This window comes from Geodermatophilus sp. URMC 61, assembly GCF_052931555.1.
On sequence record NZ_JBRFHZ010000002.1, the window covers coordinates 4,946,588 to 4,973,554 of the forward strand.

A 26,967-nucleotide genomic window follows, 5' to 3' on the forward strand; every position below is an offset into this window, starting at 1 on the left:
CCGAGGACCGCCACAGCCCGGCGGCCGAGGGCAGGCCTCAGCCGCCGGGCTGCCGGGCCGGGACGACGTCGTCCTCCCGCGCCGCGGTCGGCAGGAGGAGCGTGAACACCGGCGGTGACACCCGCGTCAGGGTCAGCCGGCCCTGCTCGGCCTCCACCAACCGGCGGGCCAGGGCCAGGCCGATGCCGTGTCCGTCCCGGCGGTCGGCCTGGCCGGCGAAGAGCACGGCCTCCGGGTCCTGGACGCCCGGGCCCTCGTCGGTGACGTCGATCGCGACGGCGCCGGGGGCCTCTCGGACGGTGATCGTGACCGTGCCACGGCCGTGCGTGACGGCGTTGTCGACCAGGACCCCGAGCACCTGACGCACCGCCGCCCCCGACGCCCGCGCGTCCGGGGCGTCCGGGGCGACGTGCACCTCGAGGTCGCGGCCGTGCAGCGCCAGGCGCGCCCCCCACTCCGGCGACAGCTCCCCGACCAGCGTGTCCAGGTCCAGCGGGTCCACCTGAGCGGCCGGCGCGCGCTGCCCGGCCCGAGCCAGGGTCAGCAGCTCGCCGATGATCGCCTCGAGACGGTCGGCGTCGACCAGGGTCGCGGCGATCGCCGACCGCGGGTCGGCGTCGGGGCGCTCGAGCGCGGCCTCCAGGCGCAGCCGCATGCCCGCCAGCGGGGTCCGGAGCTGGTGGGAGGCGTCGGCGGAGAAGGCGCGCTCGCGGGCGAGCAGGTCGTCCAGGCGCATCGCGGTCGCGTCGAGTGCGGCGCCCACCGCATCGATCTCCTCGATCCCGCCCCGGCGGCTGCGGACGCTGAAGTCGCCGTCGCCGAGCCGCCGAGCGCTCTCCTCCAGGTCCTCCAGCGGCCGGGCCAGTCGGCGGGCCTGCCGCCGTCCGACGAGCCAGGCGATCGTCACCGCGGCAGCCGCCAGGCTCGCCATCGCGGCCCAGAGGAAACCCACGTTCCAGAGCACGGTGCTGCGCGGGGTGGCCACGAGCACGGCGCCGACCACGTCGTCGGAGTGCGTGACGGGGAAGCCAGCCAGCAGGAGATCGCCCTCCGCCCGAGTCCTCACGTCCCCGTCGAGGGCGCGGGAGAGCAGCCGCGGGTGCTCGCCCGGGACGGCGCCGGCCAGCCGGTCGCCGTCCTCGTCGTAGACCGCGACGGCGTAGTCGTCGTCGTAGACCTCGAGGTCCTCGGGGTCGATCGGGTCGCCGTCGTAGACCTGTCCGGAGACGTCGATCGCCACGTAGCTCGCCGAGCGCAGGAGGTGTGCGCGCTCGTGCTGCACGGCGTAGTCGAGCACCGCCACGGCCAGGGGGACCGCGAACAGGCAGGTGGCGAGGACGGAGGTCAGCACGGCGAGGGCGACGATCCGTGTGCGCACGGGCGGACCTCCCTCCGGCGGTCGGCGGGCACGATGCTCGGGAACGACAGCCTGCTCCGCCCGCCGGGCGCTGTCACCGCATCCCGCCGCGGCCGGACGGGTCCCACGGCGGGCGAGGCGGTGCCACGATGCCCGCATGGCCGGTCGGGTCCTCCTGGTCGAGGACGACACCTCGATCGGCGAGGTGCTCACCTCGAGCCTGCGCAGCCACGCCTACGACGTCGCCTGGGAGCGCACCGGTACCGCGGGCCTGGCCCGCGCCGCGGCCGCCCCGGTCGACCTCGTCCTGCTCGACCTCGGGCTGCCCGACCTCGACGGGGTGGAGGTGTGCCGGCAGCTGCGGGCCACCCAGCCGGGGTGCGTGCTGGTGATGCTGACGGCGCGCTCGGCGGAGATGGACGTCGTCGTCGGCCTGGAGGCGGGCGCCGACGACTACCTGGTCAAGCCGGTCCGGCTGGCCGAGCTGCACGCCCGTCTCCGCGCCCACCTGCGCCGTGGCGGCAGCGGGGCGACAGGGCCCGCCGTCCGTGCCGTGGGCGACCTGGTGGTCGACGTCGCGCGGCACCGGGTCACGGTGGCCGGCGGCGAGCTGCACCTGCGGCCCAAGGAGTTCGACCTGCTCGCACGGCTGGCCGCCCAGCCGGAGGTGGCGCACAGCCGGGAACAGCTGATGGCCGACGTCTGGGACGAGAACTGGTTCGGCTCGACGAAGACCCTCGACGTCCACGTCGCGGCGCTGCGGCGCAAGCTGCAGGAGGTCGCCCCACCCGGCCGCCGGGTGCCGCAGATCGTCACCGTGCGCGGGCACGGCTACCGGTTGGAGCTGACGGCCCCGGACGGTCGGTAGCCGGCAGCTGGCCGGCCGAGGACGTCCGCCGCGACCGGGGCCAGTGCCCAGGTGGCGGCCCGGGAGACGGTCCCCCCGCCGATGTCCGGGACGTCGACGTCGGCCAGGCGCTCGACGCCGACCGGCCCGCGGGTCAGGACCGCGTGCACCGTGTCGAGCACCGTGTCGAGGTAGCGGTGCGGGTGCGGGGTGTCCCGGGACGCGTGCGCCTCGACGGTGAACAGCTCACCGCCGTCCGGGGCGCCGGGGCGCTCGTCGGCCGCCCAGCTCGGCACGATCGAGGACGGTGCCGGCGTCTGCGCCCACTGGAGGGCGGTGGCGTAGTTGAGCAGCAGGGGCGCCAGCACCGGATCGCGGGTGAGGAGCCCTCCGACCACGAGGTGCAGATCGGTCATCTCGTCCTGCCGCGGTTGTGCGAGGGGCGGGGAGGGTTCCCCCCAGCCTAGAGGGTGGGCGGCCAGCGCAGGGCCAGGGCCGGGTAAGGACTGCGTAAAGCCCGTCCCGTGGTGGAGCGTGCGGCCCGCCGCTAGCGTGGCGCTCGGCCGGCGGCGAGACGACGGCGCCGGGACCCGACCCTGGAGGCGGCCGTGTCCGACCACGTGTACCGGCTGAGCGAGATCGTCGGCAGCAGCCACACCAGCGTCGACGACGCCATCCGCACCGCGATCCGCAAGGCCGCGCAGACGGTTCGGCACATCGAGTGGTTCGAGACCAGGGAGATCCGCGGCCAGGTGGTCGACGGCGACGTCAACTACTTCCAGGTGCGGCTGTCCATCGGCTTCCGCGTCGAGGACTGAAGAAGGGCCACCCTTCCCCCCACGCCTCGCCGGCTCGGCGCAGGACCCTGAAGGCTGGCCGTTCCAGCACGTCACCAGGCTCGCGGGACCCTGCACGGGGTCCTCAGTCGAAGCTGCCGGCGCCGTCCTGCCGGTAGGGCGAGCGGCGCTCGAGCTGCTCCCGCTCGCTGCGCTCGGCCCGCAGCCGTGCCGCCGTGCCCGGTGGGTAGCCGGCCTTGGCGACCCGGTGCTCGGTCGTCTCGACCATGAACGCCAGCGAGAACATCAACCCCATGAGCAGCCCGCCGGCGGCCGCGGAGAGCCGGTAGACCAGCGGCACGGGGACGACGGTGACGCACAGCACCAGCACCGGCAGCAGCTGCACCACCGCCCGGGTCAGGTGCCGGCGCACCCAGCCGGGCTCCGTCGTGTCGGCCAGCACCCACGGGGAGAGCTCCCGCGGCAGTCGGCCACCCAGCGCGTAGCGCACCCACTGCAGCGGCGTGGGCCGACGCGTCTCGGTACGGGTTCGCACACCGATGACGGTAGGCCGCTCCGGGCGTTGCCGGGGGCCTGTGAGCGGGAGCACACTCGCCCGCGCGACCCGACGGCGAGGAGGTCCGGCATGCACATCCGTCAGCTGCTCCGCCGCAAGGGGAGCGATGTCGCCACGGTCGAGGCGAACGCCAGCGTCCGCACCGCGCTGGCGCTGCTCGCCGAGCACCGGGTCGGTGCCCTGGTCGTCTCCGGCGACGGCCGCAGTGTCGACGGCATCGTCTCCGAGCGGGACGTCGTCCGGGCGCTGCACGAGCGCGGCGCCGGACTGCTCGCCGATCCGGTCTCCACCGTGATGACCGCACAGGTGCACACCTGCGTGCCCGACGCGGGCGTCGAGGAGCTGGCCCGCACGATGACCGAGCACCGCGTGCGGCACGTGCCGGTCGTCCACGCCGGCGAGCTGGTCGGGATCGTCTCCATCGGCGACGTCGTCAAGGCCCGGCTCGACGAGCTGGAGGAGGAGCGGGCCCAGCTCGTCGACTACATCCAGACCGGCTGATCCCACCCCGGGAACCGGTGGACCGGCCTCTGGGGGCCGGACGTACGGTGCAGGGGTGGACGAGCGGCGCGCCGGGGTCGCCTCCGGACTGGCCGCGTACGGCCTCTGGGGGCTGTTCCCGCTGTACTTCCCCCTGCTCGAGCCCGCCGGCGGGGTGGAGATCGTGGCCCACCGGGTCATCTGGTCGCTGGTCTTCATCGCCGTCCTGCTGACCGCGGTGCGCGCCTGGCCGCAGGTGCGAGCGACGGTCACCGACCGCCGGTCGATGCTCGTGCTGTCCGGCGCCGCGGTGCTCATCGCCGCCAACTGGCTGGTCTTCGTCTACGGCGTCAACTCCGGGCACGTGGTCGAGACCTCGCTGGGCTACTTCATCAACCCGCTGGTCAGCGTGCTGCTCGGGGTCGTGGTGTTCACCGAGCGGCTGCGGCGGCTGCAGTGGGTCGCCGTCGGCATCGCCGCGGTCGCGGTGGGCGTGCTCACCGTCGACTACGGCCGCCCGCCGTGGATCGCCCTGACGCTGGCGGCCACGTTTGGCCTGTACGGGCTGATGAAGAAGCTGGTGCACGTCGCGGCCGCGCCGGGGCTGTTCGTGGAGACCGCGCTGGTCGTCGTCCCGGCGGTGGCGGTGCTCGTGGTCCTGCACGCGCAGGGGGAGGGGACGGCGGGCAACGCCGGGACCGGCCACCTGCTGCTGCTCCTGAGCTCGGGCGTGGCGACCGCCGTACCGCTGCTGCTGTTCGCCGGCGCGACGAGGCGCATCCCCCTGTCCACGGTGGGCCTGCTGCAGTACGTCACGCCGCTCATGCAGCTGGCGATCGGCGTCTTCGTCTACGACGAGCCCATGCCGCCGGCGCGGCTGGCCGGCTTCGTGATCGTCTGGATCGCCCTGGCCGTGTTCACGGTCGACAGCCTGCGCAGCGCCCGCGCCGGAGCCCGTCGGCGGACGACGGAGGCCATGCCCGCACCGGTTTGAGAAGGGACCCCTGCCCCCACGGCCCCGTCCGGAGGCTCGCCCCGAGCCTGCGAGGGGTGAGGGGGATGGGGTCCTTCCACCGGCCGGGAGGCCGCCGGCGGCCCGGGGATGTCAGTGGGCGGGACTACCGTGGCAGGTGTTCCGAAGGAGGACTCCGTGTCTGCCGAACCAGCTCCCGCGGTCTCCCCGCCGGGGGGCGAGGTGCCTCTTCCCCCGGCGGCCGACCCGACGCCCGCTCCCGTCTCCGACCCGCCCGCCCGGCCCGGCGGCCTGACCCGCCGCGAGCACGAGATGCTCGCCTTCGAGCGGCAGTGGTGGCGCCGGCCCGGCGCCAAGGAGACGGCCATCCGTGACCGCTTCGGCCTGGCGCCGACGCGCTACTACCAGGTGCTCAACGCCCTGGTCGACCGGCCTGCGGCACTGGAGGCCGACCCGCTGCTCGTGCGGCGCCTCCGTCGGCTGCGCGCCGCGCGCGGACAGCGGCGATCGTCTCAGTTCCTGGGCAACGGAGGCCGCGCCCTCTAGATTTGGTCACCGTGGGCAGGCATGCCGCGCCAGGCGGTGACGGAACGGACCAGGGGAACGCCCCCGTCCCGCACGGACGACGCCGCACCGACGGCCCGCTCGACGCACCTCCGGTCGCACGCGAGCTGAGCGACCACCCGACGGCGCCCAACCGCAGCCGCGCCGACCGCCGGCGTGACGGACTGCTCGAGGCGGGGGAGGACCCGGGCCGCCGCCGTCCCCCGTCGGGTCGCCCGGTGCCGCAGGCCGCCCCGCCGCGTGCCGCGGCCCCCGCCCGGCCCGCCGTCCCGGCAGCGTCGCGCGGCGCGACTGCCTCCGCACGGATGGGCAGCCCGGCCGCCGGCGTTCCGCGCGCCGGGGTACCCGCCGCCCAGGGGAGCCGCGCCGCCGGAGCGAGCCGCGCTGCTGCGGTCCCCGCCCGGCCGGTGCCGGTCCCGGTCGCAGGTGCCGTCCGCACCGCGCCGTCCGTCGGCCGTGCCGTGCCGTCCACCGCCCGCCCTGCACCGTCCGCCGGTCGCCCGGGGCCGGCCCCGTCCGTGGACCGGCGACCGGTGGAGCCCGCGCCGCAGACCCGCGTGCGGCTGCCGGTGCCGCCGTCCGCGGCCGCGGCGCCGGCCGCGCCCCCCGCCCCCCGCACCACCGTCGCCCCGTTCCAGGCGGTGCCCACCCCCGATCCGGCCGACGACCCGGCGCCGGCTCCGGCCGGCCGGCCCGCGGAGACCCCCCGCCGGCGGGCCGCGGACCGGGCCCGCCCGTGGGTGGCCGACGCGGCGCCGACCGGCTCCCCGGCCGCCACCGAACCCGACGAGCGCGCCTGGTCCTCCGGCCGGTCGCCGGCCGCGGCACCCTCCCCCGGGGCCGCTCCGGGGTACCGCGACTGGACCAGTCCCTCCCGGACCCGCGACGAGGCTCCGCCCGCGCCACCGGCCACCGAGGCGATCCCCGACCGCACGCCCGCCGGCTCGTCCCGCGCGGCCGCACCCGCGACCGAGGCCATCCCGGACCGGGCGCCCGCCCGCGACGACCACGCCGACGCGGACCGGCACGACGACCGGCACGCCGACGAGGACCGGTCGGACGCCCTCGAGGACCGCCGCGGGCCGGACACCGGCAGCTCCACCGGCGTCGTCGGGGGCCGCGCCGCGTCGCGCGCGGAGCGCCAGGCAGCCGAGGCCGAGCGGCTGCGCGCACTCCGCGCCGCCGGTCAGGAGGAGCGGCGGACCTCCGGCGTGCGCCGCGCCGCGGTGGGCCTGCTGGCCGTCGCCGTCGTCGCCCTCGTGGTGCTCGGCGTCTACTCCTTCACCTCTCCCGAGGCCCAGGAGGTCTCGCGGGACACCTCCACCGAGCCCAGCGCGACGGCGTCGGCCCCGGCCGTGCCGAGCTCGGCCCTGCCGCCGCTGGAGGTCCAGCCGCTGCCGCCGATCGACGCCGCCCCCGTCGCGCCGGTGCGCGTGCCGGTGACCGTGCTCAACGCCACGGGCGTCTCCGGCCTGGCGGGCGACATCGCCGCGCAGCTGACCTCCGGGGGCTGGGAGCCCGCGGGCGTCGGGGAGTACGGCGGTGCCGACGTCGCGACGACGACCGTCTACTACACCGACGGTGACCAGACCCAGTACGACGCCGCCGTCCAGCTCGTCCAGCAGTTCCCGGAGATCAGCGGCCCGGCGGTGCGCTTCTTCGAGGTCCCGGAGGTCGCGGCGCCAGGTCTCGTGGTCATCACCACCGGCGAGTGGCGGCCCTGACCGCAGGGCACCGCGCGCCGCGCCGTGCCCGGAACCACCGGGCGCGGCCGTCCGTTGGCGGCTCCGTGCGTCCCGTTCGCGGGCCCGTGCGTCCCCGCCCGCGCCCCGGCGCCCGCGCGACGTCCGCCGCCCTGCTCCTGCTGCTCACCCTGGCCGTGGCCGGGCTGCTGCCCGTCGTCCCGGCCGCGGCGGCCGAGGAGGTCACCACCGAGGAGGCGCGGGTCCCCGTCGGCACCGGTGCGGACGCCGCCGAGCTCGACACCACCCTGTACCTGCCCGCCTCCGCGACGGCCGACGAGCCGGCGGCGGCGGTCGTGCTCGCCCACGGCTTCGGCGGGAGCAAGGAGTCGGTGGCCGACGACGCGCGCGACCTGGCCGGCCGCGGCTACGTCGTCCTGACCTACTCGGCCCGCGGCTTCGGGGAGAGCACCGGACGGATCGGGCTGAACGACCCGCGGTCCGAGGTGGCCGACCTCTCCGCGCTGCTCGACCGGCTCGCGGCGCGCGACGACGTCCTGCTCGACACCGAGGGCGACCCGCGGGTCGGCGTCGCCGGGGCCTCCTACGGCGGGGCACTGGCCCTGCTCGGCGCCGGCTACGACGACCGCATCGACGCGATCGCCCCGCAGATCACCTGGAACTCGCTGACCGCCGCGTTCTTCCCCTCGCAGGTGGGTGAGCCGGCCGCCGACACCGTCGCGGCCACTCCGCAGGGGCAGGACGGCGGGGTCTACAAGCGGCTGTGGTCGGGGCTGTTCTTCGGCGTCGGGTCGGCCCCCACGGGCGGGCTGCTCGGCGCACTCGGCGGTGGGGACGGCGACGGCGACGGAGCCGCCGCAGCCGGTGGCCTGCCCGCGGACCTCCCCGCCGACCTCGGATCGATCGACCCGGCGGCGGTGGACCCGCAGGCGGTCGAGCAGCTGCTGACCTGCGGTCGCTTCACCGCCGAGGTGTGCGCGGCGTACCAGTCCGCGGCGTCCACCGGCACGCTCACCCCCGAGATCGCCGCCGTGCTCGACCGCAGCAGCCCGGCCACGGTGCTCGACCGCATCGACGCGCCGACCCTGCTGGTGCAGGGCACCCAGGACTCGCTGTTCGGCCTGGGCCAGGCCGACGCCAACGCGCGCGGCATCGCCGCCGACGGCACCCCGGTGAAGGTGGTCTGGTACGCCGGCGGCCACGATGCGCAGGCCTCCGAGCGCACCACCGAGGAGCTGCGCGAGCAGGTCGCGGGCTGGTTCGACTGGCACCTGCGCGGCCGAGGCGAGGACCCCGGCACCGGCTTCGAGTTCCCCGCCCCGACCGGCGTGGCCGCGACGGTCGGGACCGTGCAGGGCGGCAACCGCACCGTGACCGCACCGGTGTACCCGGGCCTGGCCGGCAGCGAGCCCGCGCAGCGCGAGCCGATCGCCGTCGACGGTCCGCTGCAGCCGGTGGTCACGCCCGCGGGTGGGACGCCGGCCGCGATCACCGTCGTCCCGGGGCTGGGCTCGCTGGCCTCGGCGCTGGCGGGCCAGTCGTTCGAGATCCCCGGCCAGTCCGCCGCCTTCGAGAGCGAGCCGCTGGACGAGGCGGTGGAGGTCGTCGGCGCCTCGACGATCGACCTCGACGTCGCCTCGCCGGGTGGCTCGGCGACCCTGTTCGCCAAGCTCTACGACGTCGCCCCCGACGGGACGGCGACGCTGCCGGCGGGCCTGGTCGCGCCCCTGTCGCTCACCGGCCTGTCCGCCGACCCGACCGCGCCGACGCGGGTGGGCGTCACGCTGCCGGGGATCGTGCACCGCTTCGAGGCCGGGCACACGATGCGCGTGGTGGTCTCCTCGACCGACCAGGCGTTCGCGCTGCCGGCCGAGGCCGCCGTCTACTCCGTCGCGCTGGCCGAGGGCGGGGACGCCGCCGCCCTCGCCGTCCCGGAGGTCGACGGGCGCACCGACGCCGCCGGCGGCACCTCCCGCTGGTGGGTCCTGCTCGGCGTCGTCACGGCGCTGGGCCTGCTCGGCTGGCTGGCCGCGCTGCTGTGGGGACGACGGCGCCGCCGGCGGGTCTCGGTGGTCGAGCCCGACGGTGAGGAGGTGCCGCTGCGCTTCACCCGCGTCACCAAGGCCTACAAGGACGGCTTCGTCGCCGTCCGCGACCTCTCGTTCGAGGTGCGTCGCGGCCAGGTCCTCGGCCTGCTCGGCCCCAACGGCGCGGGCAAGACGACCTCGCTGCGCATGCTCATGGGACTGATCCGGCCGACCGACGGGCGGATCACCGTCTTCGGCCACGAGATCCGCCCGGGTGCGCCGGTGCTGTCCCGGCTGGGGTCGTTCGTCGAGGGCACCGGTCTGCAGCCGCACCTGTCCGGCCGCGACAACCTGCGGCTGTACTGGGCCGCCACCGGCCGCCCCGCCGAGGACGCGCACATGGAGGAGGCCATCGAGGTCGCCGGCCTCGGTGCCGCGATCGACCGGCCGGTGCGCCGCTACAGCCAGGGCATGCGCCAGCGGGTCGCGATCGCCCAGGCGATGCTGGGCCTGCCCGACCTGCTGGTCCTCGACGAGCCGACCAACGGGCTGGACCCGCCCCAGATCCACGCCATGCGCGAGGTGCTGCGCTCCTACGCCGCGACCGGCCGCACGGTGATCGTCTCCAGTCACCTGCTCAGCGAGATCGAGCAGACCTGCAGCCACGTCGTCGTCATGGCCAAGGGCCAGAAGATCGCCCAGGGCACGGTCGAGGAGATCGTCGGCACCGGCGGGTCGGTGCTGGTCGGCCTGGCCGACGACGCCGACACCGACCGGGCGGCCGCCGTCCTCACCGGGCTGCCCGGGGTGACGGTGGAGCGCACCGACGAGGGGCTGGTCGCCGACCTCGACGGCACCGGTCGGGCGCAGGCGCTGCAGGCGCTGGTGGCGGCCGGCGTGGCGGTGGACGCGTTCACGCCGCGCCGCCGGCTCGAGGACGCGTTCCTGGCACTGGTGGGGGAGTCATGAGTTCCACGGCCCAGCACGTGCAGCCGACCGGGGCGGTCGCCGGCTACCGGCCCGAGCGCACGCTGCGCCTGTCGGTCGAGCTGCGCCGGCAGTTCAAGCGCCGGCGCACCCTCGGCGTCCTGGTGCTGATGGTGGCACTGCCGCTGATCCTCATCGCCGCCCTCCAGCTGGGCGGCACCGAGGAGGCCGAGGAGAACAGCCGGATCAACCTCGTCGACGTCGCCACCGCGAGCGGGCTGAACCTCACGCTGTTCGTGCTGTTCGCGACGACGAGCTTCTTCCTCGTCGTCGTCTACGCGCTGTTCTTCGGCGACACGGTGGCCAGTGAGGCCCAGTGGGGGTCGCTGCGCTACACGCTGGCCACCCCGGTGCCGCGGATGCGGCTGCTCCGGCAGAAGTGGCTGGCCGCGCTGGTGCTGTCGGTGGGCGCGCTGGTCACCCTGGTGCTCACCGCGCTGCTCGCCGGCGGCATCGCGTTCGGCTTCGGCGCCGTCCAGACACCGGTCGGCGTCACGCTGGGCCAGGGGGAGGGGCTGCTGCGGCTGGCCGGGATGGTCGGCTACCTCGCCGTCCACCTGCTGGTCGTCGGCACGCTGGCGTTCTGGTTCTCCACCGTGACCGACGCGCCGCTGGCCGCGGTCGGCGGGGCGGTGTTCACGATGTTCGTCTTCGCGATCCTCGACCAGGTCGAGCAGCTGGGTGCCATCCGCGACTTCTTCCCGACCGCGGAGGAGTTCGCCTGGACCGACCTGCTGCAGACCCCCGTCGACTCCGGCGACATGTTCCGCGGCGTCGTCCAGTCACTGGTCTACGCGGTGGTGTTCACGGCGCTCGGGTTCCGGCACTTCTCCCGCCGCGACGTCACCTCCTGAGGTGCTGGAGTGCCACGGCGGGCGGAGCACGGCCTGCTGCGGCAGCCGGGCCGCGGTCTCGTAGTAGGGCCCCACGTCGGGCGCGAAGCCGTCGGGACTGGTCAGGGTGTGCACCGTGACCCGGGGACGTGGCACGGCGACCCCCGCTACAGCGACGCGCGGACGGCCTGGGCCCAGCCCTCGCCCATGGGTGCGTCGGTCACCGTCACGTTGGGGACGGCGGCCAGCAGGTCCGCCATCCCGTCGACGGTGGCCCCGTTCGCGGTGATCCACAGCCGGTCGACCGCCGGCGCCATCTCCAGGTCGCTGACGCTGTCGCCGATGGCCACCGCGTCGGCCGGGGTCAGCCCGCGCCGCTCGAGGTCCCAGGCGATCGCCGCGCCCTTGGAGATGCCGCGCGGCATCAGGTGGTAGACCCGCGGCGGCAGGGCCTCGGGCACCAGCGTCATCCGCGACGTCGACAGGATGGCGCCGTTGTCCTTGAGCGTCAGCCAGCCCACACCACGCTCCGCCAGCTCGGCGTCCACGGCCAGCGGGTCGACCCGGCCCCGCAGCAGGGCGTCGGTGACGTGGGTGGCGTGCCAGGGCGCGTGCCACTCCAGCCGCCCGGCGTGGCGGGCCAGCAGGTCCTCGACGACGCCGAGCTCGGCCATCACCTCCATCGGCGTCCGGCCGGCGTACTCCTCGGGCAGCGCGCCCGTCAGCCGGTGCACGCCACGGCCGCCGTCCCAGCTGACCACCGCGCCCAACTCGGCGATGGCGCCGTCGGCGGCGAAGATCCGCGCGGCCTCCACCACCTGCTCGAACGTGCGCCCACTCACCAGCACCAGGGCCACGCCAGCGCGGTGCAGGTCGTGCAGCGCGCCGGCCGGGTCGTCGGTCAGGTCGCGGGCCGCGGTGTGCCAGAACGAGCCCCGCGGGCCGACCATCGTGCCGTCGAGGTCGGTGTAGACGACGCGCGTGCTCACCTGCCCATCCTGGCCCGGGCCGCGGCGAGGCCGGCCACGTGGGTAGAGTCGCGGGCGTTCCACTCATCCAGAGGGGCAGAGGGACACGGCCCGACGAAGCCCCGGCAACCGCCGTCCTGCGCGTCCGCGCGGCGGAAGGTGCCAATTCCGTCCCGCGCGGCTCGACGGCCCGACGCGGGGAAGATGAGGAGGTAGTCGTCGCATGACCCTGACCGCTCCCGGTTCTCGCCAGGCCGACTCCAGTGCGGGCGGCCCCGTCCCGCCGTCCCCGGCCCGCGGGCTGGTCTGCCGCAACTGCGGCGCCACCTTCGGCCTGATCGCCGAGCACGCCTGCGCCGAGTGCTTCGGTCCGCTGGAGGTCGACTACGACCCCGACCTGCTCAAGGCGGTCACCCGCGAGCAGATCGAGGCCGGACCGCAGAACATCTGGCGCTACGCCGCGCTGCTGCCGGTGGGCCAGGACCCGGCCGACCGCGTCACCCTCGACCCGGGCATGACCCCGCTCGTGCGCGCCGACCGGCTGGCCGCCGAGCTGGGCCTCACGGGCGGGCTGTGGGTCAAGGACGACTCGGCCAACCCCACGCACTCCTTCAAGGACCGCGTGGTGAGCCTGGCCGCCACCGCCGCCAAGAGGCTGGGCTACGGCAAGATCGCCGCCGCCTCGACCGGCAACCTGGCCAACTCGGTGGCCGCGCACGCCGCCCGCGTCGGCCTGCCCTCCTTCGTCTTCATCCCGTCGGACCTCGAGCCGGGCAAGGTCGTGCAGTCGGCGGTCTACGGGCAGACGCTGGTCGCCGTCGACGGCTCCTACGACGACGTCAACCGGCTGACCAGCGAGCTCGCCGAGACCGACGAGTTCGAGGACACCGCCTTCGTCAACCAGAACGTGCGGCCCTACTACGCCGAGGGCTCCAAGACGATGGGCTACGAGATCGCCGAGCAGCTCGGGTGGCGGATCCCGGCGCAGGTCGTCATCCCGATGGCGTCGGGCTCGCTGCTCACCAAGGTGGACAAGGCGTTCCGCGAGCTGACCGCGGCTGGCATCGTCGAGGCCACCGAGTGGACGATCTTCGGCGCCCAGTCCGCCGGCTGCGACCCGATCGCCACCGCCTTCGACAACGGCTGGGACGTCGTCAAGCCGGTCAGGCCGACCGGCATCGCCAAGTCGCTGAACATCGGCAACCCGGCCGACGGCCCCTACGCCCTCGACGCGATCCGGCGCACCGGCGGTGCCGTCGGCCGGGTGCACGACGCCCAGATCGTGCAGGGCATCCGCGACCTGGCCCGCACCACCGGCGTCTTCGCCGAGACGGCGGGCGGCGTCACCACCGCGGTGCTGCGCCAGCTCGTCGAGGACGGCCGGCTGGACCCGGCCAAGGAGACCGTCATCCTCAACACCGGCGAGGGGCTGAAGACCCTCGACCCGCTGGAGCCGGTCGTCGGGCCGACCCACCGGGTGTCGCCGTCCCTGTCCTCGGTCCGGGCTGCGGGGCTCATCGGCTGACCCGTGGGGTGCGGCGCGATCCCGGGTTCCGGGGGCGTCGTCCTCCGATCCGGTGTGCCGCGCGCGTGAGTCTGGTCTCACCTGGCGTTTTGTGCTGTACGTTCTCCCGCGGTTCGGTTCCACGTTCGTGTTTCGACGGGCGGAAGAGCTCGACCCGGCCTCCCTGGTCGGTGGGGGGTCGTCCGCAGGCACGAAACGTGGGAGCGCACGTGGCACAGGGCACCGTGAAGTGGTTCAACGCTGAGAAGGGCTTCGGCTTCATCGCCGTCGACGGCGGCCAGGACGTCTTCGTCCACTACTCGGCCATCCAGATGGACGGCTACAAGAGCCTCGACGAGGGCCAGCGGGTCACCTTCGAGGTCGTCCAGGGCGAGAAGGGTCCGCAGGCCGACGCCGTCCGCGTCGCCTGAGCTCGCGAAGGCGAGCATCCGGCACAGCGCCGAGAACCACCCAGCACGCTCATCGAGGCCCGGGTCCCCGACAGGGGAGCCGGGCCTCGGTGCTGTGTCGTCCTGTCGTCCTCCGGACGACGACCGCGGTCCGGTGCCGTCCCCCTGGCGCGCGGAGCCCACCGTCGCCCCGCACCGGGAGGCCTTCGGCCCCCGCGCCGCGAGCCGACACCGCACCGCGGGCCAGGGGGTGGTCCCACGCTCGTGACCGCGGGAGGCTGCCCCCGCGAGCGCCGGACGGCGCCAGGGGACGAGGGGGTGGCCATGTCACGCGTCGCGATCGTCACGGGCGGTGCATCCGGGATCGGACGGGCCCTGGGGACGGCGCTGGTGCGGCGCGGCGACCTCGTCGTCCTCGCCGACGTCGATGGGGACGCGGCGGCCCAGGTCGCGGATCAGCTGCGCGCCGCGGGGCCGGGTACGGCCACGGCTGCCGCCGTCGACGTACGCGACGCCGACGCGGTCGCCGCCCTCGTCACCGGCACCGCGGAGCGGCACGGCCGGCTCGACCTGCTGTTCAACAACGCCGGGATCGGGATCGGCGGGCCGGCGGAGGAGCTTGCCCTGGCGCACTGGGACCGGACCCTCGACGTCAACCTCCGCGGCGTGGTGCACGGGGTGCACGCCGCCTACCCCCTGATGGTGCGCCAGGGGCACGGCCACATCGTCAACACCGCGTCGCTGGCCGGTCTCCTGCCTTCACCCGGGTCCGCTCCGTACGCGACGACGAAGTGGGCGGTGGTCGGGCTGTCGTTGAGCCTGCGGGCCGAGGGTGCGCCACGGGGGGTCCGGGTGAGCGTGGTCTGCCCCGGCGGGGTGGACACGCCGATCCTGGACAAGGGGATGCCCGCCGACCTGCCGCGGGTGCCGAGCCTCGAGGGGGTCGACACCCGGGCCCTCATCACCCGGTTCAGCGGTGGGCGGCTCTACAGCGCCGATGCCCTGGCCGACGACGTCCTCCGCGGGATGGACCGCAACCGAGCGGTCATCGTGGCGCCGCGTCAGGCGCGGGTGATGTGGCGGCTGATGCGCCTGTCCCCGTCGCTGGTGCTCCGGGTGTGGGCCGCCATGGCGGCCCGCGGTCCCGGGGGCTCCGGGACCGTGCGGGCGCCGGCACCCGCGCCGACCGCCGAGGTCTCCCGGGAGCCCGCCTCCCGCTGAGACCCCGGGAACAGCAGTCCGATCGACCGGCGTTCTTGCACTCGGCAGGGTCGAGTGCCAGACTCCTGATTGGCACTCGACAGTGCCGAGTGCCAATCAGGTCGGAACGGTGAGGCACTGGTGCGCGGGACGACGGAGTGCCCGCGCCGCCGGTGTCGTCCGTCGCGGGCGCCGGTCCCGGCCGTGTAGCGATCCATGCATGGAGGACATCACCACATGGCCAAGATGATCGCCTTCGAGGAAGAGGCGCGCCGCGGCCTCGAGCGGGGCATGAACACCCTCGCCGACGCCGTCAAGGTGACCCTCGGCCCGAAGGGCCGCAACGTCGTCCTCGAGAAGAAGTGGGGTGCCCCCACCATCACCAACGATGGTGTGAGCATCGCCAAGGAGATCGAGCTCGAGGACCCGTGGGAGAAGATCGGCGCCGAGCTCGTCAAGGAGGTCGCGAAGAAGACCGACGACGTCGCGGGTGACGGCACCACCACCGCCACCGTGCTCGCCCAGGCGCTCGTCCGCGAGGGTCTGCGCAACGTCGCCGCCGGCGCCAACCCGATGGCCCTGAAGAAGGGCATCGAGAAGGCCGTCGAGTCGGTCACCGAGTACCTCCTCTCGACCGCCAAGGACGTCGAGACCAAGGAGCAGATCGCCGCCACCGCGTCGATCTCCGCCGCCGACACCGCCATCGGTGAGCTCATCGCCGAGGCGATGGACAAGGTCGGCAAGGAAGGCGTCATCACCGTCGAGGAGAGCAACACCTTCGGCCTCGAGCTCGAGCTCACCGAGGGCATGCGCTTCGACAAGGGCTACATCTCGCCCTACTTCGTCACCGACGCCGAGCGCATGGAGGCCGTCCTCGACGACCCGTACGTGCTCGTCGTCAACTCCAAGATCAGCTCGGTCAAGGACCTGCTCCCGCTGCTGGAGAAGGTCATGCAGTCGGGCAAGCCGCTGGCCATCATCGCCGAGGACGTCGAGGGCGAGGCCCTGGCGACCCTGGTGGTCAACAAGATCCGCGGCACCTTCAAGTCGGTCGCCGTCAAGGCCCCCGGCTTCGGTGACCGCCGCAAGGCCATGCTCGCCGACATCGCCATCCTCACCGGTGGCCAGGTCATCAGCGAGGAGGTCGGCCTCAAGCTCGACACCGCCGACGTCTCCCTGCTGGGCCGCGCCCGCAAGGTCGTCGTCACCAAGGACGAGACGACGATCGTCGAGGGCGCCGGTGACAGCGACCAGATCGCCGGCCGGGTGAACCAGATCCGCGCCGAGATCGAGAAGTCGGACTCCGACTACGACCGCGAGAAGCTGCAGGAGCGCCTGGCCAAGCTGGCCGGTGGCGTCGCCGTCATCAAGGCCGGCGCCGCGACCGAGGTCGAGCTCAAGGAGCGCAAGCACCGCATCGAGGACGCCGTCCGCAACGCGAAGGCCGCCGTCGAGGAGGGCATCGTCGCCGGTGGTGGCGTCGCCCTGGCGCAGGCTACCGCCGTCGCGTTCGACAAGCTCGAGCTCGAGGGTGACGAGGCCACCGGTGCCAACATCGTGCGCGTCGCGCTCGAGGCGCCGCTGAAGCAGATCGCCGTCAACGCCGGCCTCGAGGGTGGCGTCGTCGCGGAGAAGGTCCGCAACTCCGACACCGGCTGGGGCCTCAACGCCGCCTCCGGCGAGTACGTGGACCTGGTCGCCAGCGGGATCATCGACCCCGCCAAGGTGACCCGCTCGGCGCTGCAGAACGCCGCGTCCATCGCGGGCCTGTTCCTCACCACCGAGGCCGTCGTCGCCGACAAGCCGGAGAAGGCCCCCGCGGCCGCCGGCGCCGGTGCCGGCGACATGGGCGGCATGGACTTCTGAGAAAGGACCCCGCTGCAGTCCGTCACCGTTCGCAAGCTCACGGCGGGGCCCTGCAGCGGGGCCGTTCCAGTCCGTCACCTGCAGGGGCGGTCCCGCACTCGCGGGGCCGCCCCTGTCGGCGTTCTGCGGCCGATCCCGCCGGGTGGGGCCTCAGGGCTCCGGGGCGAAGCAGCAGAACTCGTTGCCCTCGGGGTCGGCGAGCACGTCCCAGCCGATCTCGGCGTCGCGGGCGCGGATCAGCGTCGCGCCGGCCGCCAGCAGGGCCGTGGTGTCCCCGACGACGTCCAGGTGCACCCGGTTCTTGACGGTCTTGGGCTCGGGCACGGGGTTGACCCAGATCAGCGGACCCGCGCCGGTGGGGTCCTCGATCGGCACCGGCCACGCCGGGTCGCGCGGCTCGGTCGAGGGACGGCGGACGTAGCCCAGGGCGGCGCACCACCAGTCGGCGGTCGCCTGGTGGTCACGGGCGTCGAGGCAGAGGTCCTTGAAGCGGGCGGGCGCATCGGGCACGCCCGCCACTCCAGCACACCGCCGCGGGCGTCAGTCCTGGCGTCCGTCGCCCAGCAGCCAGCCGCAGGGCTCGGCCAGCGCCTCGGCCTCCTGCGGGCCCCACGAGCCCGGCGCGTAGCGGTGCACCCGCGGTGGTCGCTGCTGCAGCGGGGCGAACGCCCGCCACGCGTGCGCCAGGCCCTCGCTGCTGGTGAACAGCGACCGGTCGCCGACGAGCACGTCGTGCAGCAGGGACACGTAGGGCGGCAGCGGCGTCCCCCCGGGGACGTCGGCCAGCTGCAGAGTGGCCGTCGCCGTGGCGAGGGAGAGGTCGGGGCCGGGCTCCTTGGCGACGACCTGCAGGTCCACCGCGCCCGATCCCGACAGCGACAGGGACAGCACGTTGCCGTGGCCGGGGACGTCGGTGACCGGCCCGTCGGGACGGCGCAGCAGCAGGCTCACCCGCTGCTCGCTGGCGGCCATCCGCTTGCCGGTCCGCAGCACGAACGGGACCCCGCGCCAGCGGTCGGTGTCGACCCACAGCCGGGCGGCGACGTAGGTGTCGGTCTGCGAGTCGTCGGCGACGCCCTCGATGTCGGTGTAGCCGTCGAACTGGCCGAGCACGACCTCGTCGGGGTCCAGGGGCCGGAAGGCGGCGAGCACGCTCTCGCGGGCCTCCTGCAGATCGTCGGGGGCGAAGCTGGCCGGCGGTTCCATCGCGACCTCGGCGGCGACCTGGAACAGGTGGGTGACCAGCATGTCGAGGGCGGCGCCGGTGGCGTCGTAGAACTCCGCGCGCTGGGCTACGTCGAGGTCCTCGGGGACGTCGACCTGCACCTGCGCCACCTGGTCGCGGTGCCACGCATGCTGGAACAGGCCGTTGGCTAAGCGCAGCACGTGCAGGTCCTGGGTGCCCTCCTTGCCCAGGAAGTGGTCGATCCGGAAGACCTGGTCCTCGTCCAGCACGGAGTGCACCAGGTCGTCGAGCTCGCGGAAGCTCTCCGGCGAGGTGCCGTAGGGCTTCTCGTAGACGACCCGTGCGCCCTCGGTCAGCCCGTGCTGCCCGAGTGCCCGGGTCAGCTTCTCGAAGGCCGACGGGGGGACGGCGAGGTAGTGCACCAGCTGCGGGTGGCCGCCCAGCTCCTCGCGTGCCTCGCCGAGGACGTCGAGCAGGCTGCCCGGGTCGGACTCCTCGAAGCCGCCGCCGGCGAAGCGCAGCCGCTTGGCGAACCCCTCCCACGTCCCCTGGTCGGGCTGCGAACCGGACGCGGTGAGCGCGTCGTGGGCCAGGTCGGCGAAGTCCACGTGCGAGACGTCGCCGCGCCCGTTGCCGACCAACCGCCAGTCCTCGGGCAGCAGGCCGCGCTGGGCGAGCTCGAAGAAGGCCGGCAGCACCATCCGGCGGGACAGGTCGCCGGTGGCGCCGAAGAGGACGAAGACGGTCGGGGGGAGGTCGGTCACGCGGGTGCTGTGCCCGCGCGGGGGCGGGGTCACGCGTGCAGACCGAGGGCCCGCCCCCGCGCACGGGAACGGGCCCTCGATCTGCCCAGGGACTGTCAGGGCCCGGGTGCGGCCCCGACGTGTGCCGGCCGGTTCAGCGCGACCGGGTCATCGCGGCGACCGTGCTGGCGCCGGAGTCGGAGGTCACGTTGAACCGGTTGTTGGTCGGCAGCACCGGACCGTTGCGGAGGTCGACCGTCCAGGTGCCGTCGGCCAGCACCGGGACGTTGAGCTGGATGACCGCACCGCTGCCCGCGACGTCGCCGATCCGGAGGTGCACCCGGTTGTCGGTGGTGTCCTGGACGGTGCCCGAGATGCGGTACTCCCGCTTGTCGGCGCGGTACTGGGCGCGGCTGACGGTCACCACGTCACCCGGCTTGACGACCGCGTTGACGCCCGTGGCGGTGGTGCTGCCCGTGCGCTGGGTGCCGGCGAGGGCGAACACCTGGACGGTGTAGTCGACGCCGTTGGTCAGGCCGGTGACGGTGCCCGAGGTGACCGTGGCGGCGACCTGCGCCGTCACCGGGGTGCCCGCGGTGCCGTCGGCGTTGGCCGGCGGCGTGGCCACGATCTCGTAGCCGGTGACCGGGCTGGTGGCGTTGCCCGGCTGGGCCGCCGTCCACTCGGCCGTGACCGACTCGTGGCCGGCCAGGACCCGGGTGAGCGAGGGTGCCGTCGGGGCCGCCGCGACCGGGTCGGTCGGGGTCTCGCCGGTGCCGCCGTCCCCGCCGGTGCCGCCGCCGGTGCCGCCACCGGTGGTGTCGGGGTTGGTCGGGTCGGTCGCCGGTGTGATGGTGCCGTCGGCGTTCAGCGTGCCCAGCTGCACCACCGGGCTCCACAGGCCGTTGTTGGCCTCGAGGATGAGCCCGTAGGCCTGCCCCTCGACCAGGCCGTGGATGGTCGCCGAGTTCTGACCCTCATTCGCGCCCTGGCGGACGGCGATCTCCTGCCCGGTGACCCCGTCGACGGCGGCCACCCGGTACTGGGTGACCGGGTTGGCGTCGACCGGCTGGGCCGGGGTGGTCCAGGCCAGCGTGACGTCCGTGCCGCTACGGGTCGCGTCGACGGTCGTCGGCGGCACCGGGGCCTGCGAGGCCGGGCCGGCCGGGCAGCCGCCGAAGCCGGGCCCGTCGGTCTCGCCGAACTCGTACAGCGAGTTGCCGAGGGTCAGCTCGCCGGAGTCCTGCATCCAGGAGGTCACGACGTGCTCGCCGTCGAGCACGCGCTCGGCGTCGGCGGCGGAGTACATCCCGAAGGTGACCGAGAAGGCGCCGTTCTCGGCGGAGCCCGTGACCTCGTACCCGGGGCCGCCGTTGGGCTCGGCCGGGTCCACGACCGGGGTCCAGCCGATGGCCCGCTCGCCGATGAGGGTGGGGGGCGTGGACGGGTCGGGACGGCGCATCTCCGGGTTGACCACCTCGACGACGAAGCGCGAGAGGTCGAACCGGGTGCCGAAGTCGTCGCCGTAGGTGCCGCTGATGGTGACCGTGCCCTCGACGTCGCCCTCGGCCGCCGTCGCGGCGAAGTCGCTGTGCGTGACGCTGGTGATTTTGGCCGAGCTGACGTAGGCGCCGTCGGTGAAGGCGGTCTGGCTGAACCGCACCTCGACGAGGTCGCCGCCGGAGATGTTGGGCGTCACGCCGGTCCAGCAGGAGCCGCCCGGGTGGTTGAACTCGAGGAAACCGGTCGCGTCGATGACGCCCTGCCCGATGCCGATCTGCTGACCGTTGCGCGAGACGGTGACGGTCGCCCTCTCGCCGGCCTGCGCGGTGTAGCCCTCGAGGGCCACCATGTCGCGCTTCGGGAAGACCTCGATGTTGCCGGGGCCCAGCGGCGGGTTGCCGGCCTGGGCGATCCCACCGAGGGTCACGGCAGCGCCGGTGACCGTGAGGGCGGCCAGGCCGCCGGCGATCAGCCGCTTGGGGGATCGGGACGTTCGCGACGCGGGGGCACCCACAGCTCCGTGCGCACCCCCGCGACCGCCGTACTGGGTCGGTCGTGTCCTGGTCATCGCCTACTCCGCAGTCGCGCCGTGCCCACACCACCGTGGGCCGGTCTCGTGGGCGTCACGGTCGTCCTGCGGCGACGCGCCCGGCAGCCGAGCGGAGGGGGAGCGGATCCCCCCAATCCGGGGGCGCGGCGGCCCCGAGTCGGCGGCGGCCCGGGCGGGTAGGCGGCTGCCGTGGCGGTGGTCATCGGGACGTCGGGCTGGCAGTACCGCGACTGGCGGGGCCGCTTCTACCCGCAGAAGCTGCCGCAGCGGCTGTGGCTGGAGCACCACGCGGAGCACTTCGCCACGGTCGAGAGCAACAACGCCTTCTACCGGCTGCCGGAGCGGACGACGTTCGAGGCCTGGCGGGAGCGCACGCCCCCCGACTACCGGTGGGCGGTCAAGGCCAGCCGGTTCCTCACCCACGTGAAGCGCCTGCGCGAGCCCGAGGAGCCGGTCGGCCGGCTGGTGGAGCGCGTGGCCGGCCTCGGCGACCGGCTCGACGCCGTCCTGCTGCAGCTGCCGCCCACGCTCAGGGCCGACGCCGACCTGCTGCGCGAGTGCCTCGCCCAGTTCCCGGCCGGCGTGCGCGTCGCCGTCGAGCCGCGGCACGACTCCTGGTGGACCGACGAGGTCCGCGCGTTGCTCGAGCGCTACGGCGCGGCGCTGTGCTGGGCCGACCGGGGCGAGCAGCCGGTCGCGCCGCTGTGGCGCACCGCCGAGTGGGGGTACCTGCGCCTGCACACCGGAGCCGGGGGATGGGCCTACCGCCCCGAGACGCTGCAGGTGTGGGCCGAGCGGCTGTCGGAGACCCACGGCGACTCCGACGTCCTCGTGTACTTCAACAACGACCCCGGGGGTGCGGCCGTCACCGACGCCGTGGTCTTCGCCGAGGCGGTGCGCCGCACGGGCCGGACGCCGACCCGCGTGCCCACCGCCGACCAGGCGAGCGGCCGGGCCTGGTCGCCCCCCGAGACGCCACAGGCCGGGACGCCGCTCGCCGGAGCGGGCCCCGGCCTGCCCGAGGGGTGAGGCGTCACCCCAGCACGTGCGGGTCCTCCCGGAACGCCACGCCGAGCTGGTCGGCTGCCCGGCCGAGCACCGACTGGACGGCGAGGGTGTCGGCCAGCGGCATCACGGCGCTCTCGGTCCGCCCGGCCCGCAGGCACTCGGTCACCTCGGCCAGCTCGTGGCTGTAGCCGGTGCCCGACGGCGGCAGCGTGATCTCCTCGGGATCGGCGCCGGCGCGGTGCAGCACGATGGTGCGCGGGTGGTGGAAGCGGGGGAGGACGTCGATCCAGCCGGCCGTGCCGAACACCCGCGCCTGCCCGGGCGTCGGGTACCGCAGCGAGGTGGTCAGCGTGGCCGACCGGCCGTCGGCGTACCCGAGCAGCAGCGCGGCCTCGGCGTCGACGCCGGTGGGGAACAGCGAGCCGGTCGCGGTGACGGTGTCCGGGTCGCCGAGCACCATCTGCGCGAAAGACACCACGTAGACGCCCACGTCGAGCAGGGCGCCGCCGCCGAGCTCGTGGGCGAAGAGCCGGTCGGCCGGGTCGTACTCGCGGGCGACGCCCAGGTCGGCCTGCACCGAGCGGACCTCGCCGATCGCGTCGTCGGCCACCAGCTCCCGCAGCCGCACGACGACCGGCTGGAACCGCGTCCACATCGCCTCCATGACGAAGACGCCGCGCGCCCGCGCCCGCTCGACGACCTCGCGCGCGCCCGCGGTGGTGGCGGTGAAGCTCTTCTCGACCAGCAGCGCCTTGCCGGCGTCGATCGCGGCGAGGGCCACCGCGTGGTGCTGGGGGTGCGGCGTGGCCACGTAGAGGACGTCGACCTCGGGGTCGGCCAGGATCTCGGCGTAGGAGCCGTGCGCCCGCTCGAGCCCGTGCCGCTGGGCGAAGGCCGCCGCGCGGTCGGCCGACCGGGAGGCGACCGCGACCGGCCGGGCGCCGGGCACGTGCCCGAAGTCGGCCATCACGTTCTCGGCGATGCGGCCCGGTCCGACGACGCCCCAGCGGATCTCCTCGCTCACCGGCAGGACGGTAGAGCACCCCTCACGGGTCTCCAGCCTCGGGACGGGTCCGGCAGACGTGTCCCGGTGCGGGCAGACTGTCGCCGTGGCGGTGCTGATCGACCCCCCGGTGTGGCCGTGGCGCGGGCGGCGCTGGTCGCACCTGGTCAGCGACGTCTCCTACGACGAGCTGCACGTCTTCGTCGCCACCGAGCTCGGCATCCCGCGGCGGGCCTTCCAGGGCGACCACTACGACGTCCCCGACGAGCTCTACGAGGTGGCGGTGGCCGCCGGCGCCGAGCCGGTCGGTGGGCGGGAGCTGCTCGCCCGGTTGATGGGGGCGGGGCTGCGGCTCAAGAAGAGGCGCGTGCCCTCAGGAGGCTGAGCTCGGCGGCGAGGTTGGCCCGCGCCCGCGGCGTCCACTCCGCGGCGACGGCCGGCAGCCGGTACAGCGCCGGCAGCGCCAGCAGGTGCTCGAGGACGGCGGTGCGCCCGGCGGTGAACTCGGCGTCGGAGAGGTGCCCGTACTCCTCGCGCACCGCGGAGGCGTAGGCGGCGTAGGCCTCGGGCGGCCCGGCGAGCACCGCGAGGTCGGCGTCGCAGAGGACTGCGCCGTTCGCGTCGTCCGGAGCGGGGTCGTGCCCGGCGGTGAGCAGCACCAGCCGGACCACCTCCTCGGCCCGCTCCGGCGGCACCAGCCCGCGCAGGCCGGCGCGCGCCCGCTCGGCGCTGACCTGCTCGTTGTCGCCGCGGCGGGGGTCGTAGACGACGTCGTGGTACCAGGCGGCCAGCCGGACCGCGTCGGGATCGGTGGCGGCGCCGGCCAGCTCCCCGACCATCCCGAGGACAGCGGCCAGGTGCCGGAGGTCGTGGTAGCGGCGGTGCGGCTCGCCCCACGCGGCGACGACCGCGGCCCACTCGGTGCGGGAGGTGGGGGAGTCGCCGGCGAGCTGCGCCCAGGCCTCGAAGCCGACCAGGGTCATGCGACCCCGCAGGTGCGCAGTGTCAGCAGCACGAACGCGCGGGCCGCGGTGACCAGCTCGTCGACCGGCACCCGCTCCAGCGGTCCGTGCGCTAGGTGCAGGTCACCGGGGCCGTAGTGCAGGGTCGGCACCCCCGCCGCGGCGTAGAGCCGCAGGTCGCTGCCGGCCGGGATGGCCCGCTCGGGCGGCACCCCGGCGCCGGCGTCGGCGACCGCGTGCTGGACGGCGGCCAGCAGCGGGTGCCCGTGCGGCAGCGAGCCGCTGGCGAAGGCGCCGCCGGTCCAGGTCAGGTGCACCGGGTGCCCGGCCAGCCAGGGATCGGCGGCGCACAGCTCGGCCAGCCGTGTCTCGAGGGCCGCCCGCGCCACGGCGACGTCCTCGCCGAGCCGGACGCCGTAGCGGCCGTCGGCGAGCAGCCGGTCGGGCACCGAGCTGGCCCAGTCCCCGGCCCGCACCCGTCCGATGTTGATGCCGTACGGGTAGGGGGCCTCGCCGAAGCGCGGGTCGGCGTCCACCTGCCGTTCCGCCTCGAAGGCGCGCAGGCCGGCGTGCACCCGCTCGAACAGCTCGACCGCGCTGACCCCGCGGTCGCGGTGGGCCGCGTGCGCGGCGTGACCGGTGACCTCCAGCCGGAAGGTGAGCGCCCCGGCGTTGGCGGTGACCACGGCGCCGGCGGTCGGCTCGGGGATCACGCAGACGTCGCCGCGGTGCCCCCGCTGCAGGGTGGCCCACGCGCCGAGCCCGCCGTCCTCCTCGCCGACGACGGCGTGCACCGCGACCGGCCGGGCCAGCCGCACCCCCGCCGTCCGGACGGCGGCCAGCGCGGCCAGGGCGGCGACCACCCCGGCCTTCATGTCGCAGGAGCCGCGGCCGTGCACCGCGCCGTCGGCGACGCGCGGGTCGAACGGGTCGCCCGGCCACCGCGCACGGTCCCCGGGCGGGACGACGTCGGTGTGACCGGAGAGGACCAGCGCCGGCGTCCCGTCCTCGGCCGCCGGCGCGGTGCCGACGACACCCCACGCCTCGCTGCGCTCGACCTCCTGGCCGGGCGCGTCCCGCGCCGTGGCTGCCGCGTCGAGGTCGATCGGCCAGCGGTCGACGGCACAGCCGAGCTCCTCCAGCCAGTCACCGACCCGGTGCTGGACCTCGCACTCCGCCGGGGTGCCGCCGACCGAGGGGACGGCCACCAGGTCCCGCAGCCGGGAGACCGCCCAGGCCTCGTCGACGACGGACAGCACGCGCGCCTCGGCGTCGGTCAGGTCGGCCACGGGCGGAGTCTGGCACGCGCTGCGGACGGTCCAAGTCACTCGCCCCGGGCCGTGTGAGGGAGCGTCGCCGGGGGTAGCGTGGAGAGCGTCCGGGCCGGGTGCATCGTGCCCCCGGGTGCCAATTTGGTTACGCCTTCGCGGACTACCGCCCCGACCTCGGTCGGGGGCCTGGAGCCGCGTTGTGCCTCTCGCCGCGAGGCGGCCGTCGCCCGGTCCGGACCCTTCCGCCGCTCGACGTGCCGCAGGCCTGGAACGGCTTTACGGTCGGTGCTGTCCAGCAACCGGGCGATGGTGGGAGTTCCCATGGCAGGCGCGGTTCAGCAGGGTCAGGGCACGACGGCGGTCGATCGGCACCGGTTGCCGATCCGGACACTGGTCTCGGCGAGCATCGGCAACGCCGTCGAGTGGTTCGACTGGACGGTCTACGCGACCTTCGTCGTCTTCTTCGCCGGCCAGTTCTTCCCGGCCGAGAACGCGGCCCTGGCACTGATCGGGGCGACGTCGACGTACGCGCTGGCCTTCTTCTTCCGGCCGCTGGGCGGCATCCTACTCGGCCGGTTCGCCGACCTGCGCGGCCGCAAGGCCGGGATGCTGCTCACCATCCTGCTGATGGCCGGCGGCTCGATGGTGATCGCGATCCTGCCCACGTACGAGCAGGTGGGTTGGCTGGCGCCGATCCTGCTGCTGCTCGCCCGCGTCGCGCAGGGCATGTCCCTCGGTGGTGAAGTCTCCAACGCCTCGGCCTACCTCGGCGAGATCGCGCCGCCGGCCCACCGCGGCCGGTACTCGTCGTTCTTCTACATCTCCACCGGGTCGGCGCTGCTGGCCGCCTCCCTGCTCGGCGTGCTGCTGACCAGTACCCTGAGTCAGGACCAGTTGGAGTCCTACGGCTGGCGGATCGCCTTCTTCCTCGGCGGCGTCCTGGGGCTGGTCGGCATGTGGCTGCGGCGGTCGCTGGTGGAGACCGAGCAGTTCGAGGAGAACGCGGAGAAGGCCCGGGCCACGAAGCACCCGCTGCTGCAGACGATCCAGCACCACCCGAAGGCCGTCGTCCAGCTCTGCGCCTTCACGCTGCTGTCGACGCTGTCGTACTACACCTTCTTCAGCGCGCTGACGCCGTTCGCGATCACCTTCCGCGACGCCGACAAGACCGACGTCTTCGTCGCACTGTCGATCGGCACCGCGCTGTTCGTCGCACTGTGCTACCCGTTCGGGAAGCTCTCGGACCACATCGGACGCAAGCCGCAGTTGCTCATCTGGTCCGGCGCCATGGCCGTGCTGATCGTGCCGCTGTCCTTCCTGGTGCGGGACAACCTGTTCTCGCTGATCGTCGTCTTCTGCACGGGGCTCGGGCTCTACGCGATGATGGCCTCGATCGCCCCGGCGATCATGAGCGAGCTGTTCCCCACCGAGCTGCGGGCCATCGGCATCGGCTCCTGGTACAACCTGACCGTCGCCACGTTCGGCGGCACGGCCCCACTGGTGATCACCTGGCTGTCCGGGGCCGGACATCCCCTGTGGTTCTTCTGGTACGTGGCGATCGCCGCGGCTGTCGCGTTCGTCGTCATCCTCACCCTGCAGGAGACCAAGGGCACCGAGCTGCGCTGAGGCCCGCTGAGGCCCGGCTGAGGGGCCTCAGCGCGGCTGAGGG

General features: G+C 74.6%; 25 protein-coding genes and 1 riboswitch. Of the genes, 15 read left to right on the plus strand and 10 right to left on the minus strand.

Annotation, left to right across the window (positions count from 1 at the left end):
- Positions 1–37 precede the first annotated feature (37 nt).
- Entirely contained in the window at positions 38–1,378 is a 1,341-nt protein-coding gene (locus tag ACU610_RS23145) for a sensor histidine kinase (RefSeq protein WP_446770038.1), read from the minus strand.
- Between the two features lie 136 nt (positions 1,379–1,514).
- Here ACU610_RS23145 and ACU610_RS23150 point away from each other — a divergent pair, with 136 nt between their 5' ends.
- Positions 1,515–2,225 carry a response regulator gene (locus ACU610_RS23150; protein WP_446770039.1) on the plus strand — a complete coding sequence of 237 codons (711 nt, stop codon included), beginning with the start codon at positions 1,515–1,517 and terminating at the stop codon, positions 2,223–2,225.
- Here ACU610_RS23150 and ACU610_RS23155 read toward each other — a convergent pair.
- Positions 2,189–2,620, minus strand: coding sequence for a hypothetical protein (locus ACU610_RS23155; protein WP_446770040.1), 432 nt, complete (start codon positions 2,618–2,620; stop codon positions 2,189–2,191). The genes ACU610_RS23150 and ACU610_RS23155 overlap by 37 nt on opposite strands.
- Positions 2,621–2,812: 192 nt before the next feature.
- Here ACU610_RS23155 and ACU610_RS23160 point away from each other — a divergent pair, with 192 nt between their 5' ends.
- Positions 2,813–3,022, plus strand: coding sequence for a dodecin (locus ACU610_RS23160; protein WP_446770041.1), 210 nt, complete (start codon positions 2,813–2,815; stop codon positions 3,020–3,022).
- Between the two features lie 103 nt (positions 3,023–3,125).
- On the opposite strand, the gene ACU610_RS23165 is transcribed toward ACU610_RS23160, so the two are convergent.
- Positions 3,126–3,536 (minus strand): DUF5313 family protein, encoded by a 411-nt coding sequence (locus ACU610_RS23165; protein WP_446770042.1) that lies wholly within the window; start codon positions 3,534–3,536, stop codon positions 3,126–3,128.
- A 90-nt stretch (positions 3,537–3,626) separates the two neighbouring features.
- On the opposite strand from ACU610_RS23165, the gene ACU610_RS23170 reads away from it, so the two are divergent.
- From ACU610_RS23170 to ACU610_RS23195, 6 genes are all read left to right on the plus strand, one after another.
- Positions 3,627–4,058, plus strand: a complete 432-nt coding sequence (locus tag ACU610_RS23170; protein ID WP_446770043.1) for a CBS domain-containing protein — start codon at positions 3,627–3,629, stop codon at positions 4,056–4,058.
- Positions 4,059–4,113: 55 nt separating this feature from the next.
- Positions 4,114–5,031 carry an EamA family transporter RarD gene (gene rarD / locus ACU610_RS23175; protein WP_446770044.1) on the plus strand — a complete coding sequence of 306 codons (918 nt, stop codon included), beginning with the start codon at positions 4,114–4,116 and terminating at the stop codon, positions 5,029–5,031.
- A gap of 156 nt (positions 5,032–5,187) precedes the next feature.
- Entirely contained in the window at positions 5,188–5,556 is a 369-nt protein-coding gene (locus tag ACU610_RS23180; protein ID WP_446770045.1) for a DUF3263 domain-containing protein, read from the plus strand.
- Positions 5,557–6,107: 551 nt separating this feature from the next.
- Entirely contained in the window at positions 6,108–7,298 is a 1,191-nt protein-coding gene (locus tag ACU610_RS23185; RefSeq protein WP_446770046.1) for a LytR C-terminal domain-containing protein, read from the plus strand.
- Positions 7,299–7,384: 86 nt separating this feature from the next.
- Positions 7,385–10,273: an alpha/beta fold hydrolase gene (locus ACU610_RS23190; RefSeq protein ID WP_446770047.1), complete on the plus strand. Its 2,889-nt coding sequence runs from the start codon at positions 7,385–7,387 to the stop codon at positions 10,271–10,273.
- Positions 10,270–11,145 (plus strand): ABC transporter permease, encoded by an 876-nt coding sequence (locus ACU610_RS23195; RefSeq protein WP_446770048.1) that lies wholly within the window; start codon positions 10,270–10,272, stop codon positions 11,143–11,145. The genes ACU610_RS23190 and ACU610_RS23195 overlap by 4 nt, the downstream gene beginning before the upstream one ends.
- Before the next feature lie 146 nt (positions 11,146–11,291).
- On the opposite strand, the gene ACU610_RS23200 is transcribed toward ACU610_RS23195, so the two are convergent.
- Complete coding sequence (locus ACU610_RS23200) at positions 11,292–12,113, minus strand: HAD family hydrolase (protein ID WP_446770049.1); 822 nt, start codon at positions 12,111–12,113, stop codon at positions 11,292–11,294.
- A 60-nt stretch (positions 12,114–12,173) separates the two neighbouring features.
- A riboswitch (SAM riboswitch) is annotated at positions 12,174–12,303 on the plus strand.
- Positions 12,304–12,315: 12 nt separating this feature from the next.
- On the opposite strand from ACU610_RS23200, the gene thrC reads away from it, so the two are divergent.
- The 4 genes from thrC (at position 12,316) to groL (ending at position 17,072) form a co-directional block, all read left to right on the plus strand.
- Positions 12,316–13,617, plus strand: coding sequence for a threonine synthase (gene thrC / locus ACU610_RS23205; protein WP_446770050.1), 1,302 nt, complete (start codon positions 12,316–12,318; stop codon positions 13,615–13,617).
- A 209-nt stretch (positions 13,618–13,826) separates the two neighbouring features.
- Positions 13,827–14,027 (plus strand): cold-shock protein, encoded by a 201-nt coding sequence (locus ACU610_RS23210; protein ID WP_091218572.1) that lies wholly within the window; start codon positions 13,827–13,829, stop codon positions 14,025–14,027.
- Between the two features lie 303 nt (positions 14,028–14,330).
- The gene (locus ACU610_RS23215; RefSeq protein WP_446770051.1) at positions 14,331–15,227 is read left to right on the plus strand and encodes an SDR family NAD(P)-dependent oxidoreductase; all 897 of its coding nucleotides are present in this window, start codon (positions 14,331–14,333) and stop codon (positions 15,225–15,227) included.
- Positions 15,228–15,443: 216 nt separating this feature from the next.
- Positions 15,444–17,072 carry a chaperonin GroEL gene (gene groL / locus ACU610_RS23220; protein WP_446770052.1) on the plus strand — a complete coding sequence of 543 codons (1,629 nt, stop codon included), beginning with the start codon at positions 15,444–15,446 and terminating at the stop codon, positions 17,070–17,072.
- Between the two features lie 150 nt (positions 17,073–17,222).
- On the opposite strand, the gene ACU610_RS23225 is transcribed toward groL, so the two are convergent.
- The 3 genes from ACU610_RS23225 to ACU610_RS23235 all read right to left on the minus strand — a co-directional run bounded on the left by ACU610_RS23225 (position 17,223) and on the right by ACU610_RS23235 (position 21,072).
- Positions 17,223–17,582: a VOC family protein gene (locus tag ACU610_RS23225; protein ID WP_446770053.1), complete on the minus strand. Its 360-nt coding sequence runs from the start codon at positions 17,580–17,582 to the stop codon at positions 17,223–17,225.
- A gap of 30 nt (positions 17,583–17,612) precedes the next feature.
- Positions 17,613–19,022, minus strand: a complete 1,410-nt coding sequence (locus tag ACU610_RS23230) for a glucose-6-phosphate dehydrogenase (RefSeq protein WP_446770054.1) — start codon at positions 19,020–19,022, stop codon at positions 17,613–17,615.
- A gap of 133 nt (positions 19,023–19,155) precedes the next feature.
- The gene (locus tag ACU610_RS23235; RefSeq protein ID WP_446770055.1) at positions 19,156–21,072 is read right to left on the minus strand and encodes a fibronectin type III domain-containing protein; all 1,917 of its coding nucleotides are present in this window, start codon (positions 21,070–21,072) and stop codon (positions 19,156–19,158) included.
- 171 nt (positions 21,073–21,243) lie between these two features.
- Here ACU610_RS23235 and ACU610_RS23240 point away from each other — a divergent pair, with 171 nt between their 5' ends.
- Positions 21,244–22,083, plus strand: coding sequence for a DUF72 domain-containing protein (locus ACU610_RS23240; protein WP_446770056.1), 840 nt, complete (start codon positions 21,244–21,246; stop codon positions 22,081–22,083).
- 4 nt (positions 22,084–22,087) lie between these two features.
- On the opposite strand, the gene ACU610_RS23245 is transcribed toward ACU610_RS23240, so the two are convergent.
- Complete coding sequence (locus ACU610_RS23245) at positions 22,088–23,086, minus strand: Gfo/Idh/MocA family protein (RefSeq protein ID WP_446770057.1); 999 nt, start codon at positions 23,084–23,086, stop codon at positions 22,088–22,090.
- 85 nt (positions 23,087–23,171) lie between these two features.
- On the opposite strand from ACU610_RS23245, the gene ACU610_RS23250 reads away from it, so the two are divergent.
- Positions 23,172–23,450: a DUF4031 domain-containing protein gene (locus ACU610_RS23250; RefSeq protein WP_446770058.1), complete on the plus strand. Its 279-nt coding sequence runs from the start codon at positions 23,172–23,174 to the stop codon at positions 23,448–23,450.
- Here the strand turns inward: ACU610_RS23250 and ACU610_RS23255 are convergent.
- A complete protein-coding gene (locus tag ACU610_RS23255; RefSeq protein WP_446770059.1) occupies positions 23,419–24,048 on the minus strand; it encodes an HD domain-containing protein in 630 nt (209 codons plus the stop codon). The two genes, ACU610_RS23250 and ACU610_RS23255, sit on opposite strands and share 32 nt — an antisense overlap.
- Positions 24,045–25,316 (minus strand): ArgE/DapE family deacylase, encoded by a 1,272-nt coding sequence (locus tag ACU610_RS23260; protein ID WP_446770060.1) that lies wholly within the window; start codon positions 25,314–25,316, stop codon positions 24,045–24,047. The genes ACU610_RS23255 and ACU610_RS23260 overlap by 4 nt, the downstream gene beginning before the upstream one ends.
- Positions 25,317–25,619: 303 nt before the next feature.
- Between ACU610_RS23260 and ACU610_RS23265 the strand changes: the two genes are divergently transcribed.
- Positions 25,620–26,924 carry an MFS transporter gene (locus ACU610_RS23265; protein WP_446770061.1) on the plus strand — a complete coding sequence of 435 codons (1,305 nt, stop codon included), beginning with the start codon at positions 25,620–25,622 and terminating at the stop codon, positions 26,922–26,924.
- The last annotated feature ends 43 nt before the right edge of the window (positions 26,925–26,967 follow it).